The sequence below is a fragment of the Microbacterium sp. NPDC056052 genome (genome assembly GCF_042266785.1).
In the GTDB taxonomy this organism is placed as follows: Bacteria; Actinomycetota; Actinomycetes; order Actinomycetales; family Microbacteriaceae; genus Microbacterium.
In genome coordinates this window covers 121984-139719 of the sequence record NZ_JBHJWV010000004.1, presented here as the reverse complement: position 1 = coordinate 139719, position 17736 = coordinate 121984, and the positions used below count along the sequence as shown (strand labels likewise).

Annotated in this window: 18 protein-coding genes and 1 tRNA gene; 11 read left to right on the top strand and 8 right to left on the bottom strand. The window is 70.0% G+C overall.

Going from position 1 to position 17736, the window contains the following annotated elements:
- Window positions 1-143 precede the first annotated feature (143 nt).
- Entirely contained in the window at window positions 144-1163 is a 1020-nt protein-coding gene (locus ACFC1J_RS09600; protein ID WP_375904742.1) for a hypothetical protein, read from the bottom strand.
- Window positions 1160-2203: a DNA methyltransferase gene (locus ACFC1J_RS09595; protein WP_375904740.1), complete on the bottom strand. Its 1044-nt coding sequence runs from the start codon at window positions 2201-2203 to the stop codon at window positions 1160-1162. The genes ACFC1J_RS09600 and ACFC1J_RS09595 overlap by 4 nt, the downstream gene beginning before the upstream one ends.
- Before the next feature lie 80 nt (window positions 2204-2283).
- Between ACFC1J_RS09595 and ACFC1J_RS09590 the strand changes: the two genes are divergently transcribed.
- Window positions 2284-2772, top strand: a complete 489-nt coding sequence (locus ACFC1J_RS09590; RefSeq protein WP_375904738.1) for a hypothetical protein — start codon at window positions 2284-2286, stop codon at window positions 2770-2772.
- A gap of 174 nt (window positions 2773-2946) precedes the next feature.
- Window positions 2947-3016 (top strand) — tRNA-Ala (locus tag ACFC1J_RS09585).
- 45 nt (window positions 3017-3061) lie between these two features.
- Here the strand turns inward: ACFC1J_RS09585 and ACFC1J_RS09580 are convergent.
- Window positions 3062-4486, bottom strand: coding sequence for a PLP-dependent aminotransferase family protein (locus ACFC1J_RS09580; protein WP_375904736.1), 1425 nt, complete (start codon window positions 4484-4486; stop codon window positions 3062-3064).
- Window positions 4487-4547: 61 nt separating this feature from the next.
- Here ACFC1J_RS09580 and ACFC1J_RS09575 point away from each other — a divergent pair, with 61 nt between their 5' ends.
- The 3 genes from ACFC1J_RS09575 (at window position 4548) to ACFC1J_RS09565 (ending at window position 6847) form a co-directional block, all read left to right on the top strand.
- Complete coding sequence (locus ACFC1J_RS09575; protein ID WP_375904734.1) at window positions 4548-5288, top strand: YitT family protein; 741 nt, start codon at window positions 4548-4550, stop codon at window positions 5286-5288.
- 34 nt (window positions 5289-5322) lie between these two features.
- Entirely contained in the window at window positions 5323-6144 is an 822-nt protein-coding gene (locus ACFC1J_RS09570) for a phosphatase PAP2 family protein (protein WP_375904732.1), read from the top strand.
- Between the two features lie 361 nt (window positions 6145-6505).
- A complete protein-coding gene (locus ACFC1J_RS09565) occupies window positions 6506-6847 on the top strand; it encodes a hypothetical protein (RefSeq protein ID WP_375904730.1) in 342 nt (113 codons plus the stop codon).
- Window positions 6848-6865: 18 nt separating this feature from the next.
- Here ACFC1J_RS09565 and ACFC1J_RS09560 read toward each other — a convergent pair whose 3' ends face one another.
- Complete coding sequence (locus ACFC1J_RS09560; RefSeq protein WP_375904728.1) at window positions 6866-7399, bottom strand: Lrp/AsnC family transcriptional regulator; 534 nt, start codon at window positions 7397-7399, stop codon at window positions 6866-6868.
- 171 nt (window positions 7400-7570) lie between these two features.
- Between ACFC1J_RS09560 and ACFC1J_RS09555 the strand changes: the two genes are divergently transcribed.
- From ACFC1J_RS09555 to ACFC1J_RS09535, 5 genes are all read left to right on the top strand, one after another.
- Window positions 7571-9160 carry an ABC transporter substrate-binding protein gene (locus ACFC1J_RS09555; RefSeq protein ID WP_375904726.1) on the top strand — a complete coding sequence of 530 codons (1590 nt, stop codon included), beginning with the start codon at window positions 7571-7573 and terminating at the stop codon, window positions 9158-9160.
- Between the two features lie 80 nt (window positions 9161-9240).
- The gene (locus ACFC1J_RS09550) at window positions 9241-10308 is read left to right on the top strand and encodes an ABC transporter permease (RefSeq protein WP_375904724.1); all 1068 of its coding nucleotides are present in this window, start codon (window positions 9241-9243) and stop codon (window positions 10306-10308) included.
- Window positions 10305-11231, top strand: coding sequence for an ABC transporter permease (locus ACFC1J_RS09545; protein ID WP_375904722.1), 927 nt, complete (start codon window positions 10305-10307; stop codon window positions 11229-11231). The genes ACFC1J_RS09550 and ACFC1J_RS09545 overlap by 4 nt, the downstream gene beginning before the upstream one ends.
- Window positions 11228-12151, top strand: coding sequence for an ABC transporter ATP-binding protein (locus ACFC1J_RS09540; protein WP_375904721.1), 924 nt, complete (start codon window positions 11228-11230; stop codon window positions 12149-12151). Before ACFC1J_RS09545 ends, ACFC1J_RS09540 begins: the two co-directional genes overlap by 4 nt.
- A complete protein-coding gene (locus ACFC1J_RS09535; RefSeq protein ID WP_375904719.1) occupies window positions 12148-13002 on the top strand; it encodes an ABC transporter ATP-binding protein in 855 nt (284 codons plus the stop codon). The genes ACFC1J_RS09540 and ACFC1J_RS09535 overlap by 4 nt, the downstream gene beginning before the upstream one ends.
- A gap of 120 nt (window positions 13003-13122) precedes the next feature.
- Here ACFC1J_RS09535 and ACFC1J_RS09530 read toward each other — a convergent pair whose 3' ends face one another.
- The 4 genes from ACFC1J_RS09530 to ACFC1J_RS09515 form a co-directional block, all read right to left on the bottom strand.
- Window positions 13123-14244 carry a M24 family metallopeptidase gene (locus ACFC1J_RS09530; protein ID WP_375904717.1) on the bottom strand — a complete coding sequence of 374 codons (1122 nt, stop codon included), beginning with the start codon at window positions 14242-14244 and terminating at the stop codon, window positions 13123-13125.
- A 246-nt stretch (window positions 14245-14490) separates the two neighbouring features.
- Window positions 14491-15189 carry a DUF3349 domain-containing protein gene (locus ACFC1J_RS09525; protein WP_375904715.1) on the bottom strand — a complete coding sequence of 233 codons (699 nt, stop codon included), beginning with the start codon at window positions 15187-15189 and terminating at the stop codon, window positions 14491-14493.
- Window positions 15186-15476, bottom strand: a complete 291-nt coding sequence (locus ACFC1J_RS09520) for a hypothetical protein (protein ID WP_375904713.1) — start codon at window positions 15474-15476, stop codon at window positions 15186-15188. The genes ACFC1J_RS09525 and ACFC1J_RS09520 overlap by 4 nt, the downstream gene beginning before the upstream one ends.
- 17 nt (window positions 15477-15493) lie before the next feature.
- On the bottom strand, window positions 15494-16678 hold the full coding sequence (locus tag ACFC1J_RS09515; RefSeq protein WP_375904711.1) for an anion permease: 1185 nt from the start codon (window positions 16676-16678) through the stop codon (window positions 15494-15496).
- 230 nt (window positions 16679-16908) lie between these two features.
- On the opposite strand from ACFC1J_RS09515, the gene ACFC1J_RS09510 reads away from it, so the two are divergent.
- A complete protein-coding gene (locus ACFC1J_RS09510) occupies window positions 16909-17730 on the top strand; it encodes a cytochrome c oxidase assembly protein (RefSeq protein WP_375904709.1) in 822 nt (273 codons plus the stop codon).
- Window positions 17731-17736 lie beyond the last annotated feature (6 nt).

The window sequence follows — 17736 nt, the reverse complement described above, 5'->3', positions numbered from 1 at the left end:
CGCTACCGACCCGATCACGACGCCACGCCGTGGCCTGGCCATGATGCAAGAGGCGTTATCGCCCCGTGATGTCACCCCAACGGGGAAACGGGCCGATGTTGCAAGAGCCAGGGACCACGAGACGACCGCCCCGGACTCAGTCGCTACGGCGTGAGTAGTTCACCCATCCGCGCCATGAGCGCGAGGAGTTCCTCCGCCGTCCCAGGCGCGATCTTCTTGACGTGAGACTTCAACTGCCTCTGGAGGTACTCGCTCACTTCCGCGGGGGTCGCGTTGTCGCTGTGGCGACGCAGGAACGTGATCCAGGAGCCCACCGCGATCCCGAGGACCTCGTGCTCCTTCGACCGTGCGAGGAAGTCATCCATGAGCGGGTGGGACCGCGGAAGCCGACCGAAGTTGTTGCCGCCATCCTGCCGAGGCTTCGCGACCACGAGGTCAGCCTTGGACGGGTACGGTGCGGCCCCCTCCGGATGATCGATCGTCGTGTCGGTGGAGGCGTCGCGCACGTTCCGCACGTGTTGCCAGTGGTAGTCCCGGAACTCGGCGGCGTAGCGCGCGGACTTCACCCACGGCTCGATGACCTGGGGGATGCCAGCGACCGCATCGGAGAGATGCCACGGCACCACGCACACGAGGTCGTGAGGCGCGCAAGCCTCCGGGGTCACCTGGAAGCGGAGCGACGGTTCGCCCTCCTTGGAGAGGAGCCACCAGCCCTTCAGTTCGATGCCGAGCGCTATCTCATCGGTGCCCTGGTCACGCCGCACGAGCCGCACGTCGGGGAACGCCTGCGAGGACCGCTCGAAGCGGTAGCCGAGCCACTCCTCATCGGGGTCCCACATGGATCGCAGTTTGTTGAGGGTGCGCACGACCTCGACCTCGATCCCGGCTCCGAGGAGGGTGTTGAGGTTGAACAGGTCCGTGGCGGCGACGCCGCTGATGGGGTTGCCGAACTCGAACTCTCCAGGGAGCGCGAGGAGGGCCGCGCGGACACGGGTCTGGAGTGACGTGCGGGGGTCGTCGGGGTCGAGCACGGGCTCGGTCGGAGCGCCGGGCGCGTCAGGAGACACGATGACGGCGGGGTCGTCGGTCAGGGTGAGGTCCACAGCGCCCACCGTGCGCTGGGCCTCCGCCGCGTCGATGGTCGGCTCCTCGAAGCCGCTCATGCGGACGCCGCCCCGAGAGCCTGCGCGGCGGCGTCCTGGAGACGCCCCTCCGCGATGTCCTGGAACGTCTTGTTCAGTTCAGCCACGTAGGCGCGACGGCCCAACTCGACCGCCGCGACGGAGGCGGACGCGAGCCCGCCGAAGGGCTCCCACACCACGTCGCCCGGATCGGTCACAGCGGTGACCTGTCGGCGCATGAACTCCAGCGGCTTCTGGTTCAGGTGCGAGGCGGACTGCAACGACGGGTTGTGCACGCGCGGAGCGGACCTCTCCAGCGTGCCCTTGAAGCGCTCCGAGTCGTGGAGGGGGGGCCTCTGCCACACGTTCGTGAGGCCGTGCACGTGGTTCCACTTGTACCGGAGGGCGTCCCACTCCTCGGCGCTCACGGAGCGCTCACCGTCGAGGGAGAAGAACGGCCGCTCGTGGGCGACGCCGTGCTCGTTCGCGTAGGCCGCGAGGCGCTCGACCATCTCACCCGGAGGCCAGTACCAGAGCCAGTCGGCGGTGAGGTACTTCCGCGTCGCGGCGTTCTTGACGCCGCACGCCTCGTTTGCCCGGTAGAACGGCAGGCCGCTCCTCTGCCACTCGTAGCGGAGCCACGGCTTCACGTCGAGCGGGCCGTCCACGGTGTTGATGGTGAACCGGCGCTGGTAGAGCACGGAGACTTCGCTCACCACGGGGAGGCGGCGGATGGTGCGCCCGTTCACGTTCCCGGCCACGTGCGAGATGCCCTTGTCCCACGTTACGGTCTGGACGTACTCCCAGCCGTGCTCGATGAGGAGGGGGTGGACGGTAGCCCAGCCGAGTTCGGTGTTCCAGAACCACAGCGTCGTGCCGGGCTTGGCGGCGCGGTCCCAGGCGGTGACGTGCGGGCGGTACCAGTCCACGAGCCCCTCGGCTCCGGTGGTGTCCCCGTGGAAGCCGCGCACCCCGTAGGCCCCGTCGCTGATGATCGTGTCGGGCGTCTCCCACTGGTCGTAGGCCCGGAGCACGTTGCCTCGATGCAGGGTGAACGGGGGGCGGATCGGGGTGACGGGCATGCGATCAGGCTAGCCGTGGGAACGGACGTTCTCTCCGAGGGTGGTCGGGGTGTCACTCTGGCACCGATACGATCCGACCTATGCCGGATGACCCCTTTGCGCTCCCCGCGTTCATCATCGCGCTGGTGGGCCTCATCATCGCGGTCGTCGCCGCGGTCACGGGCATCGCCAGCCTGTGGTGGCAGATCGTGACGCGCCGACGTGGAGCGCACAACGTGAAGGTCACCGCCAAGGCCGCGCTCGTGGCGCTCTCCGACGACTCCGTGACCGACTGGCAGGTCAACGTCCGACCCGCGAACGTCGGCGCATCGCCCGTGACGATCACGGGATGGGGCTTCGAACTGCCTGGGAAGCGCGGCTCGCTCTATCAGGTCCGCCGAGACAACATCAGCACGCCGCTCCCGCACGTGCTGGAGCCCGGATCGAGCATCGACCTGTTCATGGCTCAGGAGGGAGTCCGGGACGCTCTCCGCACGAACGCCCCCGACGTGAAGCCCTCCGCTCTTCGCGCCTACGTGACCCTCGGGACGGGTCAGACGGTCTACGCCAAGCGGGGCGTTCCAGCCTGACGTAGGCGGGCCGTGAGCGGTCGCGTGCTCGTCGCGCACCGGCTGGCGGCAGTTCGCTCGTGGGGCCTCTCGTTCGTGCCAGAGTCGTGCCACTAGGGGCCGCTACGTGCCATAACTCAGTGAGATGAGATGACATGGAACGAGGCCCGGCTCCGCATGATTCTGCAGGAATCCGGGCCTCGCCGCCTAGCGGTAGCCCTGCTTTGCAAGCAGGATGTCAGGAGTTCGAATCTCCTAGGCTCCACGGAATCAGAACGGACCCGGTCTCAGGACCGGGTCCGTTCCTCGTTCACACGACCGCTTCGGCGAGCGTGGCGGACGTGGTGGTGCGCGGCGTGCCGGCGGTGACGCGCTGCCACGAGCCGGCGAGGATCTCCACGGCCCGTTCGAGCTCGCGCGGCTCGGTGGTGAACGGGATGCGCAGGTGACGCTCCTGCCCGCCCTCCACGGCGAACCGCGGGCCCGCGCTGAGGTGCAGCCCGTGCTCTGCGGCATCGATCACGAGCGCCGAGCTGAGCGGCGCGCCCAGCCCCGCCCAGATCGCGACGCCGCCGTGCACCCGCGGCACGGACCACTCGGGCAGTTCACGTCGGAGCGCTCCGGTGAGGGCGTCCCTGCCCGCGCCGAGCAGAGCGGCGCGCTGCGGCAGGATCTCGTCGAGGCGGTGCACGATGCGCGTCGCCACGGCCTGCTCGAGGTCGGGTGTGCCCAGGTCGTGCGTCGGGCGGGCGGCGCGCAGACGGCGGATGATGTCGTCCGCCGCGCGGATCCAGCCGATCCGCAGTCCTCCCCAGACCGACTTGCCGAGGGATCCGACCCGGATCGTCCCGGTGTCCGCCGCGCCCAGCGGCCGTACGCGGGGAAGGCCGTCGATGTCGAGGTCGGCTGTCGTCTCGTCGATGAGGAGGAAGGACCCGGCGTCGTGCGCGGCGCGATCGAAGAGCTCGCGCTCCTCGATCGTCATCGATCGTCCCGTGGGGTTCTGGAACTCCGGCATCAGGTACGCGAGCACAGGGCGGGTTCGGGCGAAGGCCTGCGCCGCGCGATCCAGATCCCATCCGTGCGCGGTCTCGACGGGAACACCGACGAGGCGGGCACCCACCCGCCGGAACGTCCCCATCGCGTGCGGGTAGCTGGGGGTCTCCAGGAGCACGCGGTCGGCCCGGCGCAGCAGCGTCGAGGCGATGAGGTTGAGCGCCTGCTGCGCCCCGGTGGTGACCATGATCTGCGCGGGCGAGGTCGGGATCCCGAGCAGCGCGTACCGGTCCGCGATCGCGGCGCGCAGCTCGGCGTGCCCGAGGATGTCGTACCCCGCGCGCGAGACGAGCGCGGTCGCCGACGCCGCGGTCTCGGCGAGGACGCCGGGCAGGCCGGGCCAGGCGGGCGGGCTCGCCTGCTGCAGGTCGATGCCCTCCCGGTCGAACCAGCGCGCGGACGTGGTGCGCCCGAGCGGCCGCGTCACGCTGCCCGACCCCTGCCGGCTCACGATGTGTCCGGTGGTGCGGAGGGCCCGGTAGGCGGCGGCGACCGTGGTGCGGCTCACGCCGAGGGCCGCCGCGAGCTCGCGCTCGGCGGGCAGCGCCGTCTCCGGGGCGATCCGGTTGTCGAGGCAGAGCAGGCGGATGCCATCGGCGAGGGCGTCGAAGGCGGGCTCGCTGGTGCGCCACAGGCCGAGCAGTTCGACGAGGGCGCGCGCGGAGAGGCGGGAGTCCATGAGGCCAGCCTAGACCGATTGGACTGGTCGCAACAGGCCAGTTGAGGATCATCATGGATCCATGACAAGACGCGTGCTGCAACTGCTCATCGGGCTCGTGCTCTACGGATTCGGGTGCGGACTCACGATCGTGGCCGGCCTGGGCGTGGACCCGTGGACCGTGTTCGCGGAGGGCCTCGCACTCCGCACCGGCATCGGCGTGGGCTGGATCACGAACATCGTCGGACTGCTCGTGCTGCTGCTGTGGATCCCGCTGCGGCAGAAGCCGGGAGTCGGCACTCTCCTGAACGTGCTGCTCGTCGGCACCGCGATCCAGGCGACCGTGACGGTCATCCCGCCGGTGCACGGCCTCGTCCTGCAGGCGCTCGTGCTCGTCGCCGGCGTGCTCGTGGTCGCCCTCGCGAGCGGCCTCTACATCGGTGCGCGATTCGGACCAGGGCCGCGCGATGGCCTGATGACCGGGATGAACACGCGCTTCGGCTGGCCGATCTGGGCGTCCCGGCTCTCTGTCGAGCTCACCGTGCTCGCGATCGGGTGGCTGCTCGGCGGCACGGTCGGTGTCGGCACGGTCGTGTTCGCGCTCGGAATCGGCCCGCTCGTGCACATCGCGCTGCCCCTGCTCGACACGGCGCGCACCGGCCGGGGAGACCGCGAGACGCCGGAGGCGCCGGCGATCCGCCCGCGCATCCCGGAGGACGCCTCTCTCCCGCGCCCGATCCTGCAGCGCGGCGGCGTTGCGACGCACGACGACGCACGCGCCATCGGTGACCTGAGGGCCGCGCGGGATCGCAGCGACTGGTGAGCGATCGCACAGTTCGAACCTGCATGATGGGTGCATGGCGGCGAGACGGGGAGTGTGGTCCTTCGCGATAGCCGCGGTGGTCCTGGCGGCCGCGTTCGTGGCGACGTACGTCTTCTTCGTGCGCACCTACGTCGGGCAGATCGTCGATGAGCGGGCTTTTGTGGGAGCGTCCTCCCAGCACGACCTGGTCTATCGCCTGACCGGGATGGTGCTCGGCAACGTGCCGACGGTCGCGATCGGTGGGGGCATTCTGCTCACGCTCGTCATCGGCCTCGTGACGCGGCGCTTCCGGCACCTGCTGGTCGCCCTCGCCGTGGGCGGGATCGCGGTGATCTCCGCGGAACTCGCCAAGCACGTGTTCCTGGAGCGCGCGGCGACCGGCGCGACCGATCTGCTGGGCAATTCATTCCCATCAGGGCATGCGACGGTCGCCGCCGCTGCGGCTTTCGCGATCTTCCTCGTGTGCCCCCCGCGATGGCGCCCTCTTGTGGCGGTGCTGGGCGGCGCGTTCGCCGTGCTCACCGGGATACTGCTCGTGATCCAGCAGTGGCACCGGCCGAGCGACGTGGTCGCGGCGTTCATGCTCGTTGCGGCATGCGGCTGTCTCGGCGGGATCGCGCTGCTGCTCTGGCGGGTGCCGGAGGCCGACCCGCCCGCTCGGACGCTGCCGGCGCTGTGGTGGATCGCGGGAGCGAGTGCGCTCGCCTCCGGCATCGCGTTCGTCATCATCTTCATCACCGTGGAGAACCACGGGAGCCATCTGCAGATCGCCTACACCGGTGGGGGCGCGGCGATCCTCGCGGTCGGGAGCTCCTTGGCCGCTGCGGGGAATGCGCTCTTCCGGCGGATTTCCTGACGCGGATCCGGGAGGCGCGTCGCGTGTTCTCCGCAGGTCCTGGAAGGACGCTCCGGAACGGCGCAGGACGCATTCCGCGGGACGCGGGAGCCGGGGGATCGCCGAACACGGGAAAACAGCCGGTGAACAGCCGGTATCGCGCAGGTGGAGCCGGTCGGACCCCCCCGCCGCGAGACGATTTCCGCATTCGCCGAGTAATCCACATGTGGATGAACCTGTTAATAGATTCCGGTATCGCGGAGATTGTCATTCCGGAAGGGCAGAATCGTGTCCGGAACCCCTCCGCAGGCTGGGTTCCAGTGCCGCAGCGGGAGGCGCGGGGATTGCGCCGAAGGCCGGTCGCGGGTCCATACTCGTCGTCATGCCTTCCACGCTCTTCCTCGACGGAATGCGCTTCGCCATGGTCTCCTCGACCGCGAGCGAGGTCGATTCCGATGCTCCGACGACCTTCGACTACCACCAGGACGGCCGACTGATCTGGGGCGAGTACACCGGCGACACGGTGACCGAGGGCCGCTTCGTCGGCGAGATCGCCGGCGCCGAGGTGCGGGTCTCCTTCGCGCACGCGCTGGTCAGCGACGGCTCGGTCGTGCGCGGGGACGCGGTGAGCCGCGCCGAGCAGGAGGACGACGGGCGGATCCGTCTCGTCGAGGACTTCGCGGTCGACGGCATCGACCACGTGAGCGTCTGCCTCCAGGTCTGACCTTCGGCGCGAGCGACGTCAGATCCGGGTCCCGCGGCTCCCGTCGGTGCGGGTGAACCGCATCAGGCCGCTGTCGACGCCGATGGCCGCGCGCTCCGGGATCTCGTCCGGGAGGACGAACGGCCTGCGGAACACCTCGCCCATCACGATCGCGGTCTCGACCTTGGTCACCTCCGGGCGGTCGGCGATCGTGCCGATCACGAGCGACTGCATGCGCTCCATGTCGATGCTGCGGACGAGGAGCATGACGTCGTGCTCGCCGGTCATCACCATCGCAGATTCCACGTCGGGCATGTCGCCGATCGCCTGCAGGAACGAGCTCCACGACTGCGGCTGGATCGTGCAGAACACGAGCGCGCTCACGCCGAGGCCGAGGCGCGTCGTGTCCACCTCCGCGGTGTAGCCGGTGATGATCCCTGCGCGGGTGAGGGACTCCACCCGGGAGTACGCGCTGGCGCGGGAGATCCCGACCTCCTGTGCGAGGGCGGCGATGGAGATCCGGCCGTTGCGGCGCATCGCCCGGAGGATGTCGTACGCGATTTCGTCGATCACGGGCGCGGATCGTCCAGAGACGGAAGGCTGATCGTCGCTCATACTGGACATATTGCCGTAGTGACGGAAGCGTGACAATCGAATGATCGAATTCGAGCCGTTCAGTCGGATATAGTGCCGGAAAACCCGATCTGGTCGTCTGACCTGTCCATCTTCGAAGAGGAGGAAGCCGTGGCCCGTCCCTACCGTCACGTCGCCGCAGCACTCGTCGCCGCCGCCGCCATCGTGCTCGCCGGCTGTTCCGGCGGCAATTCCGCGAACAATTCCAGCAACAACTCCTCCTCGGGCGGCACGCTCGTGGTCGACACCGCGTTCTCGCTCGAGACCGGTGACCCCGGCCGCAACTACGTGCCGACCGGCAACATGGTGCTGCACGCGGTCTACGACACCCTGCTGACCTTCCAGGGCGCCGACTCCACCACGCCGAAGCCCGATCTTGCGACCATGAAGCAGAACGCGGATGCGACCGAGTTCACCTTCACGATCCAGGACGGCCGGAAGTTCTCCGACGGCACCCCCGTCACCGCGGACGATGTCGTATTCTCGCTCGACCGCGTCGCCGGGATCACCGACTCCAAGGCCAACTTCCTGATGGCGGGGATCACGGTCGCCAAGGTCGACGACAAGACGGTGAAGCTGTCGACGAAGACCCCGTCGCTGCAGCTGCCCGCGATCGTCACCAACCCGTCGCTCGCGATCGTCAACTCGAAGGTCGTCCAGAAGAACGGCGGCACGACCGACGACAAGGACGCGGCGAAGACCTGGCTCGACGCCAACTCGGCGGGATCCGGTCCGTACACGCTGCAGTCGCTCGACCTCACCTCGCAGGTCGTGCTCGTGAAGAACGACAAGTACGACGGCGACGACAAGCCCGCCTACGACAAGATCGTCGTGCGCAACATCTCGCAGTCCTCCACGCAGCTGACCAACCTCAAGGGCGGCGACTCGAACGTGGCGGTCGACCTCTCCGGCGACCAGGTGAAGAACCTCGGCGACGGCTTCACGGTGAACTCGGCGCCCTCCGCCGAGACCCTGTTCCTCCTGATCAACCAGGACAAGAACGTCGGCGGCGCCACCGCGAGCCCGAAGTTCGCCGAGGCGGTGCGCTACGCGCTCGACTACGACAAGCTGCTGGAGCTGGCCGGATCCGGATCCGTGCAGGCCACCGGTGTCATCCCGCCGATGTTCCCCGGCGCGAACAAGTCCGGTGTGAAGCAGGACCTCGAGAAGGCCAAGGCCGCCCTCGCCGCCTCCGGCTACACGGGCCAGGAGATCAAGCTCCAGTTCCCGAACGACAACCCCGTCGGCGGTGTGGAGTTCACACCGGTCGCCGAGCGCGTCCAGGAGCAGCTCAAGGCAGCGGGCATCAACGCGACCCTGGCTCCGGCCCCGTTCGCGACCGAGGTGCAGCCGTACGTCAAGGCCCAGGAGGCGTTCTCGCTCTGGTACTGGGGCCCGGACTACGCCGACACCTCCTCGTTCCTGCCGTTCGGCCCGGGTCAGAAGGTCGGCCTGCGCGCCGGCTGGGCCGCCGAAGCCGACGCCTCGATCGCCGACCTGGTGACCAAGGCGCAGAATGCGACGAGCGTTGACGCCCGCAACTCCGCGTTCGGCGACTACGCGAAGGCCATGCAGGAGTCCGGCCCGTTCGTGCCGCTGATCGTCCCCGGCATCAACCTCGCCAGCTCCACCAAGGTCGCCGGTCTCGAGTACAACGTGACGTGGACGCTCGACCTGCGGACGCTGCACCCCGCGAAGTGAGCCCTGCGGGGACCGGATCCATGCAGTTCCGGTCCCCGCAGCACCACGCCCTCTCCGCCCCGTAGACCCGGAAGCCCCCTGTGTCCGAGACGAAAGCCATCGCCACCCGCACGTCGCGGAAGGCGCAGCACACGCTGCTGCGCTTCCTCGCCCGGCGGGCCGTGACGAGCGTGATCCTGCTGTTCGGGATCGTGCTGGTCACCTTCTCCCTCACCGTGATCGTGCCCGGCGACCCGGTGCGCGCCGCCCTCGGCGAGGGCGCCGCGTCGAACCCCGCAACGGTCGAGGCGTTCCGGCAGAAGTACGGACTCGATCAGCCGGTGTGGATCCGGTTCTTCATCTACGTCGGCAACCTGCTGCGCGGCGACCTCGGCACCTCGCTGAAGTCCGGACAGCCGGTCTCCGCCGACCTCGCCAAGGCCGTGCCCGCGACCGCCGAGATCGCCTTCTACGCGATCATCATCAGCCTCGCCGTCGCGATCGTGCTCGGCACGCTCGCCGCGTACCGTCGTGGCAAGGTCACCGATCAGGTCGTGCGCGTGGTCACCCTGATCGGCCTCAGCATCCCCACGTTCTGGATGGCGATCCTCACCTACCAGCTGTTCTTCATGCAGCTGCACTGGGTCAGCGGATCCGGCCGGATCTCCCCCACGATCACCCCGCCGCCGCGCATCACCGGCTTCTACACGATCGACTACCTCCTGAACGGCGACTCGGTCGGGTTCCTCGACGCGATCGGCCATCTGGCCCTGCCGGTTCTGGTGCTGAGCCTGTTCACGATCGCCACCCTCACCCGGTTCGTGCGCACCTCGGTGCTGGAGGTGCTCGACATGGACTACGCCAGGGCCGCGCGGGCGAAGGGCCTGAGCGGCCGCCGGGTCGTCGTCGGCTACGTGCTGCGCGGAGCGGCGCTGCCGATCCTCACCCTCGTCGGCATCGCTTTCGGCAGCCTGCTCTCCGGGACCGTGCTCGTCGAGGCCGTGTTCGCCTGGCCGGGCCTGGGCACCTACGCCTACAACGCGTCGAAGAACCTCGATCTGCTCGCCGTGACCGGCGTCGGTCTGGTCGTCGGCGTGATCTACCTCGTCATCAATCTCGTCGTCGACGTGCTCTACGGCGTCCTGGATCCGCGAGTGAGGCTGTCGTGAACCTCGTCATCCCCGAGAAGGTCGCCCCGAAGCGCCGTCGCCCCTGGCTGCCGCGCGCCTGGCGCACCCCGCTGGCCATCGTCGGCACCGTGATCGCCCTGATCTGGATCGTGGTCGCGATCCTCGCGCCGTGGATCGCGCCGCACGACCCGCTCGCGCAGGACCTGCCGCGCCTCGCGGCACCCAGCAGCGAGGCCATCATGGGCACCGACGTCAACGGACGCGACATGTTCTCGCGCCTGCTCCTCGGAGCCCAGGCCACGATCCCGCTCGCCCTCATGCTGGTCGTCTGCGCGATGATCGTCGGCACCGTCGTCGGAGCCGTCGCGGGCTACCTCGGCGGCTGGTTCGACGAGGTGCTCATGCGCATCACGGACATGGTGATGGCGTTCCCGACCGTGATCCTCGCCATGGTCATCGCGGCATCCCTCGGCCCGTCGATCATGAACGCCGTGATCGCCGGCATCATCGTGGCGTGGCCTCCCTACGCCCGCATCACGAGGTCGCTCGTGCTCGGCCTGCGCACGCAGAACTACGTGATCGCCGGCCGGCTGCTGGGCTCGTCCCCGTTGCGCTCGCTCCTGCGGGACGTGCTGCCGAACATCGCCGGCCCGGTGCTGGTGCTCGCCTCGCTCGACATCGGCACCGCGATCCTGCTGCTCTCCGGACTGTCGTTCCTCGGTCTCGGCGCGCAGCCGCCCACACCGGAGTGGGGCACGATGATCGCCGCAGCCATGCAGAATCCCTCGGCCTGGTGGCTGGGTCTGTTCCCGGGTGTCGCGATCCTCAGCATCGTGATGGCCTTCAACTTCATCGGCGACTCGCTGCGCGACGCCCTCGACCCGCTCGCCGCCCGCGAGCGCGAGGCGGAGTCGCCCACCGCGGTCTCCGCCGCCGCATCGACCGGGGAGGTGGCAGCGTGACCGCCGCGCTCGCGATCCGCGATCTGCACGTCGAGCTCGGCCAGAGCCGCCGCAACCGCACCGAGGTCGTGAAGGGCATCTCGCTCGACCTCGTGCCAGGGCGCATCCAGGGCCTCGCCGGCGAATCCGGATCCGGCAAGAGCATGACCGCCATGGCGATCCTCGGCCTGCTGCCGGCGGGAGGCACGGCGTCGGGATCCATCGTCCTCGGCGGCCCGGGCAAGACGGACGTCCAGCTCGTCGGCATGACCGGCAGCGCCTACCGCGCGGTGCGCGGCAAGCGGATCGGCATGGTCTTCCAGGATCCGTCCGCCAGCCTGCATCCGCAGATCACGGTGGGATCCCAGCTCACCGACGGCATCCGCACGCATCTCAAGCTGTCCCGCGGCGAGGCCAGGAAGCGGGCGTCGGAGCTGCTCGCGCTGGTGCGCGTGCCCAACCCCGAGGAAGCGCTGCAGAAGTATCCGCACCAGTTCTCCGGCGGCCAGCGGCAGCGCATCGCGATCGCGATCGCCCTGGCCTGCGAGCCCGAGGTCCTGCTCGCTGACGAGCCCACCACGGCGCTCGACGTGACGGTGCAGGCGGGAATCCTGCACCTGCTGCGCGACCTGGCGACCGAGCGCGACCTCGCTGTGCTGCTGGTCACGCACGACCTCGGTGTGATGAGCGCGGTCGCGGACGAGGTCGCCGTGATGCGGGGCGGTCTGATCGTCGAATCCGGATCCCGGCAGCAGATCTTCCAGAGCCCGCAGCACCCCTATACGCGCGAGCTGCTGGACGCGATGCCCGACGCGCAGGAATCCCTCGTGGATGCGCCTGTCGGGGCCGGAACCGGTGCCGATGCGTCCACCGCGCCGTCCGCGACCGGCCCGTCCGCGGGCGGGACGGCGCACGCCGACGATCCCGAGGAGACCCGATGAGCGCTCAGAAGCCGGTCCTGCACGTCGACTCCCTGGTCGTCGAGTACGGCGGCCGCGCCGCGTTCCGCGCGGTGGACGGCGTCTCCTTCGACATCGCCGCCGGTGAGGTGCTCGCGCTCGTCGGCGAGAGCGGCTGCGGCAAGTCGTCGACGGCGCGCGCCGTGATCGGGATGGAGAAGCCGCGCGCCGGCGAGGTGCTCTACCGCGACCGCCCGGTGCAGCCTCTCGGCATGCGCACGCGTCCGGCGGAGCTCACCGCGATCCAGATGGTGTTCCAGGATCCGAACTCCTCGCTGAACCCGCGGATCCGCGTCGCCCAGCAGATCGCGGAAGGATCCCGCGCGGCGCGCGCCCGCGGCGTCGACACGGAGGCCCCGTCGCACTGGCTCAAAGCGGTGGGCCTGTCCCCCGCCCTCGAGAACCGGTACCCGTATCAGCTCTCCGGCGGCCAGCGGCAGCGCGTCGCGATCGCCCGCGCGCTCGCGGCCAAGCCGGATCTCATCGTCGCGGATGAGCCGATCTCGGCGCTCGACGCGTCCGCCCAGGCGTCGGTCGCGGGCATGATGCGCGAGCTGTGTGTGGCGTCGGGCGCGGCGATGCTGTTCATCTCGCACGATCTCTCCGTGGTCCGTCTCATGGCCGACCGCGTCGCCGTGATGTACCGCGGCCGGATCGTGGAGTCGGGCGCCACCCCTGTGGTGTGGGCCAACCCGGTGCACCCGTACACGGAGGCGCTGCTCGACGCGATCCCGCACCCGGACGGCGAGGGCGTGCTGCCCGCCGCCCCCGCCTCGGAGGCGCCGTCGTCCTGGCGCGTCGAGATCCCCGAGGCGCTCGACCGCGTGCACTGACCGCGCCGCACAGACTTCCCGGTGCGGGCCTGCCCCCCGCGCCCGCACCGGGAAACCCATGGTGCCCCCATATCCGGTCCCTGAGCGAGGAGCGCAGCGACGAGACGAAGGGCGCCGAGATCAGACTCCCGCAGGCGTCAGCTCGTGCGGGGCGGTGTTGAGGTTCACGCAGCCGTCGGCCGTGACCACGACGATGTCCTCGATGCGGGATCCCCACTCACCGGGGAAGTAGATCCCTGGTTCGATGCTGAACGCCATGCCCTCCCGCAGCGGCAGCGCGTTGCCGGGCGCGATGTACGGCTCCTCGTGCGTGGTGACGCCGATCCCGTGGCCGGTGCGGTGCACGAACGCCTCGGCGAGACCCTCCGCGGCGAGCACGTCGCGGGCGGCCGCGTCGACCTGCTCCGCGGTCACGCCGGGGCGCACGGCGTCCACGGCCGCCTGCTGCGCGCGCACGAGCACGGCGATCCGTCGTGCGACCTCCGGGTCCGGCTCGCCGACCGCGTAGGTGCGTGTGCTGTCGGAGTTGTATCCGGCCGGCACCGCGCCGCCGATGTCCACGACTACGACGTCGCCGTCCTGGATGACCCGGTCGGAGACCTCGTGGTGCGGATCCGCGCCGTGGGGCCCGGAGGCGACGATCACGAACTCGACCGTGCGGTGCCCCTCCTCCACGATCGCCGCGGCGATGTCCGCGCCGACCTCGCGCTCGGTACGACCGGCGCGCAGCAGGCCGGGGACGCGGCGGTGCACTGCGTCGATGGCTTCGCCGGCGCGGCGCAGTTCGGCGATCTCGGCGGCGTCCTTGATCATCCGTCCCTCGCGCAGCACGGGCGTGGCGAGCTCGGGCCGCAGGCCGAGGCGGTCGGCGAGCGGGATCACGTGCAGGGCGGGCAGGGCGTCGGAGACGCCGAGACGCGAGGGGGCCTCGGGCATCGCGGCGGTGACGAGGGCATACGGATCCTGACCGTCCACCCAGTCCGCGACGGCGAGGCCGAGCGCGCCGACGGCCGTGTCGCGCACCTTCGCGAGCTCCATCCGCGGCACGACGACGGTCGGATCCCCGGCTGCCGGGATCACGAGGGCGGTCAGCCGCTCGATCGTGTCCCCTTCGACGCCTGCGAGGTACGTCAGATCGGGACCGGGTCCCACGACGATCGCGTCGAGACCCGCTTCCGCGGTCAGGGTGCGGGCGCGGGCGAGGCGGGCGGCGTACACGGAGGCGGGGAATGGCGTGCTCACCCCTCCACGCTACGTCTCGCCGGGCACGGTGCGCCAGGCCTGCGCCGGGACATATTCCAAGATCGAGATGAACCGTCGCGTCCCCCGGGATCTCGCGCGCAATCGTCCGCCGCAACCGGTCCGTCACCCCTCCCACCCAGACGATTCGCCTGACCGCGAGACTCCAACTCGGCGACGAGACTGCGGCTCTGCGGCGCAGTCTCGTCGCCCAGATGGAGTCTCGCGGTCAGAGGAGGGGGGTTGGGGTCAGTTGAGGGCGATGCCGGATTGCTCGAGGCGGGTGCGCACGCGCTCCACGTCGTCGTCTCCGGGGAGCTCGCCGAGCACCTTCATCATGAGCACCTGCGTGTCGACGAGCGAGATCTCCGGATCCGCTCCGCTCTGCGCGGCCACCGCTTCGCACACTTCCTGCACCTCGTCGTCGGTGAGGCGACGACGCAGCAGGGCGAGGATCGGCACGCGGTCCTGGGCGGGGATCCCGTCGGGGTAGCCCGCGCCCAGCCAGCGCAGCGCCTGGGCGATCGGGTTCGCGTTTGACGACTCGGCGGCAGGAACCGCGCCGGCGGTCTCCGCGCCCGAATGCTCCGCCGACTCCGTACCGGAGCCGTGCACCGCCGCCTCGGCGAGGATCGTCCGATCGCCGGCGATCCGCTGGGCCTTGGTGCTCAGCGGCACCCCGCGGTCGGCGAGCAGGACGGCCACGCGGCGCACTTCGTCGCCGCCGGGGTGCGCCGAGGTCACGTCGGCGATCGCCGCGCGGATCTGCGACACCCGCACCGGATCCGTCTCCTGCCGGGCCAGGGCCGCGACCACCTCGGCGAGCTCCTCGGCGGTGAGCGTCCGCTGCAGGAGCGCCAGCAGCGGCGAGTAGTCCTTGGGCGGCACGCCCTCCGGGTAGCCGGCGCGCAGCCAGGCGAGCACGCGGGTGAGGACGTTGCCGTTCACTTGCCCACCCCGAACAGCGAGATCCCGAAGTAGTGATAGATGCTCAGCCGCGTGATGAAGAGCACCCCGGTGAGCACCGCGGCGATCACGAGCGCGAACAGGATCCAGCCCGCCGCGGTCAGCAGCGGACGGCGCGTTCCAGGTGCCTCGCCGTCGATCTCCCCGGTGCCGGCCGATTGCAGCCGCATCCCGATCGCGAACAGTGCGGGCAGTCCCGCGCCGAACAACAGGCCGACCAGCAGCACGCGGCCCGCGGAGAGGGCCATCTGCGCGATGTCGAAGTTCATCTCATCCGTCCTTCGGTTCAGGCCGCCGCGCCCTGGGGCACGACGGGGCCGTCCCACTCGGCGTTGACGTTGTGGTGGTCGACCTTCTGCCGGCGGCTGCGCAGGTAGAGGAGGGCCGTGGCCGCGAGCAGCAGTACGAAGACCGTGATCGCTCCGGCGAGTCCGCCGATGCCGTGGGCGAGGAAGAAGCAGAGGGCGCCCACGATTCCGGCGGCCGGCATCGTGATGAGCCAGGCGGTGACCATGCGGCCCGCGATGCCCCAGCGCACCTGCGCCCCCGGGCGTCCCACACCGGATCCGAGGATCGAGCCGGTGGCGACGTGCGTGGTGGACAGCGCCATGCCCATCGAGCTGGACGTGAGGATGATCGCGGCAGAGGATGCCTCCGCCGCGAGGCCCTGCGGCGACTCGATCTCGACCAGGCCCTTGCCGAGGGTGCGGATGATCCGCCATCCGCCGAGGTACGTGCCGAGCGCGATGGCCGCGCCGCAGGTCACGATGATCCAGATCGGCAGACCCTCGTTCAGGATCTGGTCGCCGGTGAGAGTGCCGTGCGCGATGAGGGCCAGCGCGATCACGCCCATGGTCTTCTGCGCGTCGCCGGTGCCGTGCGCGAGCGAGACGAGCGACGCGGTCCCGATCTGGCCCCAGCGGAAGCCGGCCTCGCGGTGCTTCGCGTGCACGGTCCGGGTGAGGCGGTAGACGAGCCAGGTGCCGACCGCGGCGACGACACCGGCGATGAGCGGGGAGAGCACGGCGGGGACGATGATCTTCCCGACGATGCCGGCCCAGTTGACGGTCGCTGCACCCGCGATGCCGGCGCCGATGAGTCCGCCGAACAGGGCGTGCGAGGAGCTGGACGGCAGGCCCAGGAGCCAGGTGAGCAGGTTCCACAGGATGCCGCCGACGAGTCCGGCGAAGATGATGATCATGGCCGATTCGGGGCTCAGGCCCGGCACGAGGTCGCCGCTCGGGCCCTGGATCGTGAGGACGTCCTTCGTGATGGTCGCGGCGACCTCGACCGAGAGGAAGGCGCCGACGAGGTTCAGGATCGCCGAGAGCGCCACCGCGACCTTCGGCTTCAGCGCCCCGGTCGCGATCGAGGTCGCCATCGCGTTCCCGGTGTCGTGGAATCCGTTGGTGAAGTCGAAACCGAGTGCGGTCACGACCACCAGGATGAGGATCATCGCTTCGGCGCTCATGACTGTCAGCATCCCGCGTCCCGACCGAGGGAACGGCCGCCGTCGTGCACTCGACGGCGAGAGTTCATCGGGCGTTAAGCGCTCCGGCCGAGAACGATCGAGGGGAGCCTTCACCGTCCGCATAGCAGCCGGGCGTAGCCTCGTGGCGGCCGTCCTGCAGATCGGAATCCGCCACGCCTCCCATCCCCGTCTTCCTCAGCACCTGGAGCCTGGATCCCACCGCGCTCACGGTGCTGATCGCCGCCGCCGGCCTCTACCTCGGCGGTGTGGTGGTGCTGCGACGGAGGGGGCACCGCTGGCCGCTGCGGCTGACCCTGATGTTTCTGCTGCTGGGCCTCGGCTCCTACGCCGTCGTGTCGTTCGGGTTCCTGGGCACCTGGAGCCCGGCGCTGCGCTGGGCCTTCTCGACGCGGATCGCCCTGCTCATGTTCGTCGTGCCCGTGCTGGTCACGCTGGGACGCCCGGTGTCGCTGGCCCGCGCGGTGCTCTCGACGCGGCCCCGCGCGCGGGTGAACGGCTTCCTGCGCTCCTGGCTGGCGAGGTTCTTCGGCAACGCGATCATGGCGCCGGTGTTCACCTGCCTGGTGTTCTCGGTGTTCTTCACGCCGCTGTCGGCGGTGCTGCGCGTCAACCCGGTCACCGAGGGCGTGGCGTCGGCGATCGTGCCGTTGCTGGGACTGCTGATGATCCTGCCGATGGCGGCGCACACGGTCGCGCGCACGAGCCTGTTCATCGTCGCCGAGTTCATGTTCGCGTTCGTGGAGCTCGTGCTCGACGCGATCCCCGGCGTGCTGCTGCGCCTGGGCACGGTCGTCTTCGACCACGCGAGCGCCTGGTCGGGGGCGCTGCCGCTCTGGTTCCCGAACCCGCTCCGCGATCAGCAGCTCTCCGGTGACTTCCTGTGGTTCATCGCCGAGATCGTCGATGTGCCGATCCTGGTGATCCTGATGATGCGATGGATCCGTTCCGACCGGCGGGAATCGCGCAGCATGGACGAGCTCAGCGACGAGGAGATGGCCGAACTCACCGCCGCGCACCTGCGCGGCGAATGACGGATC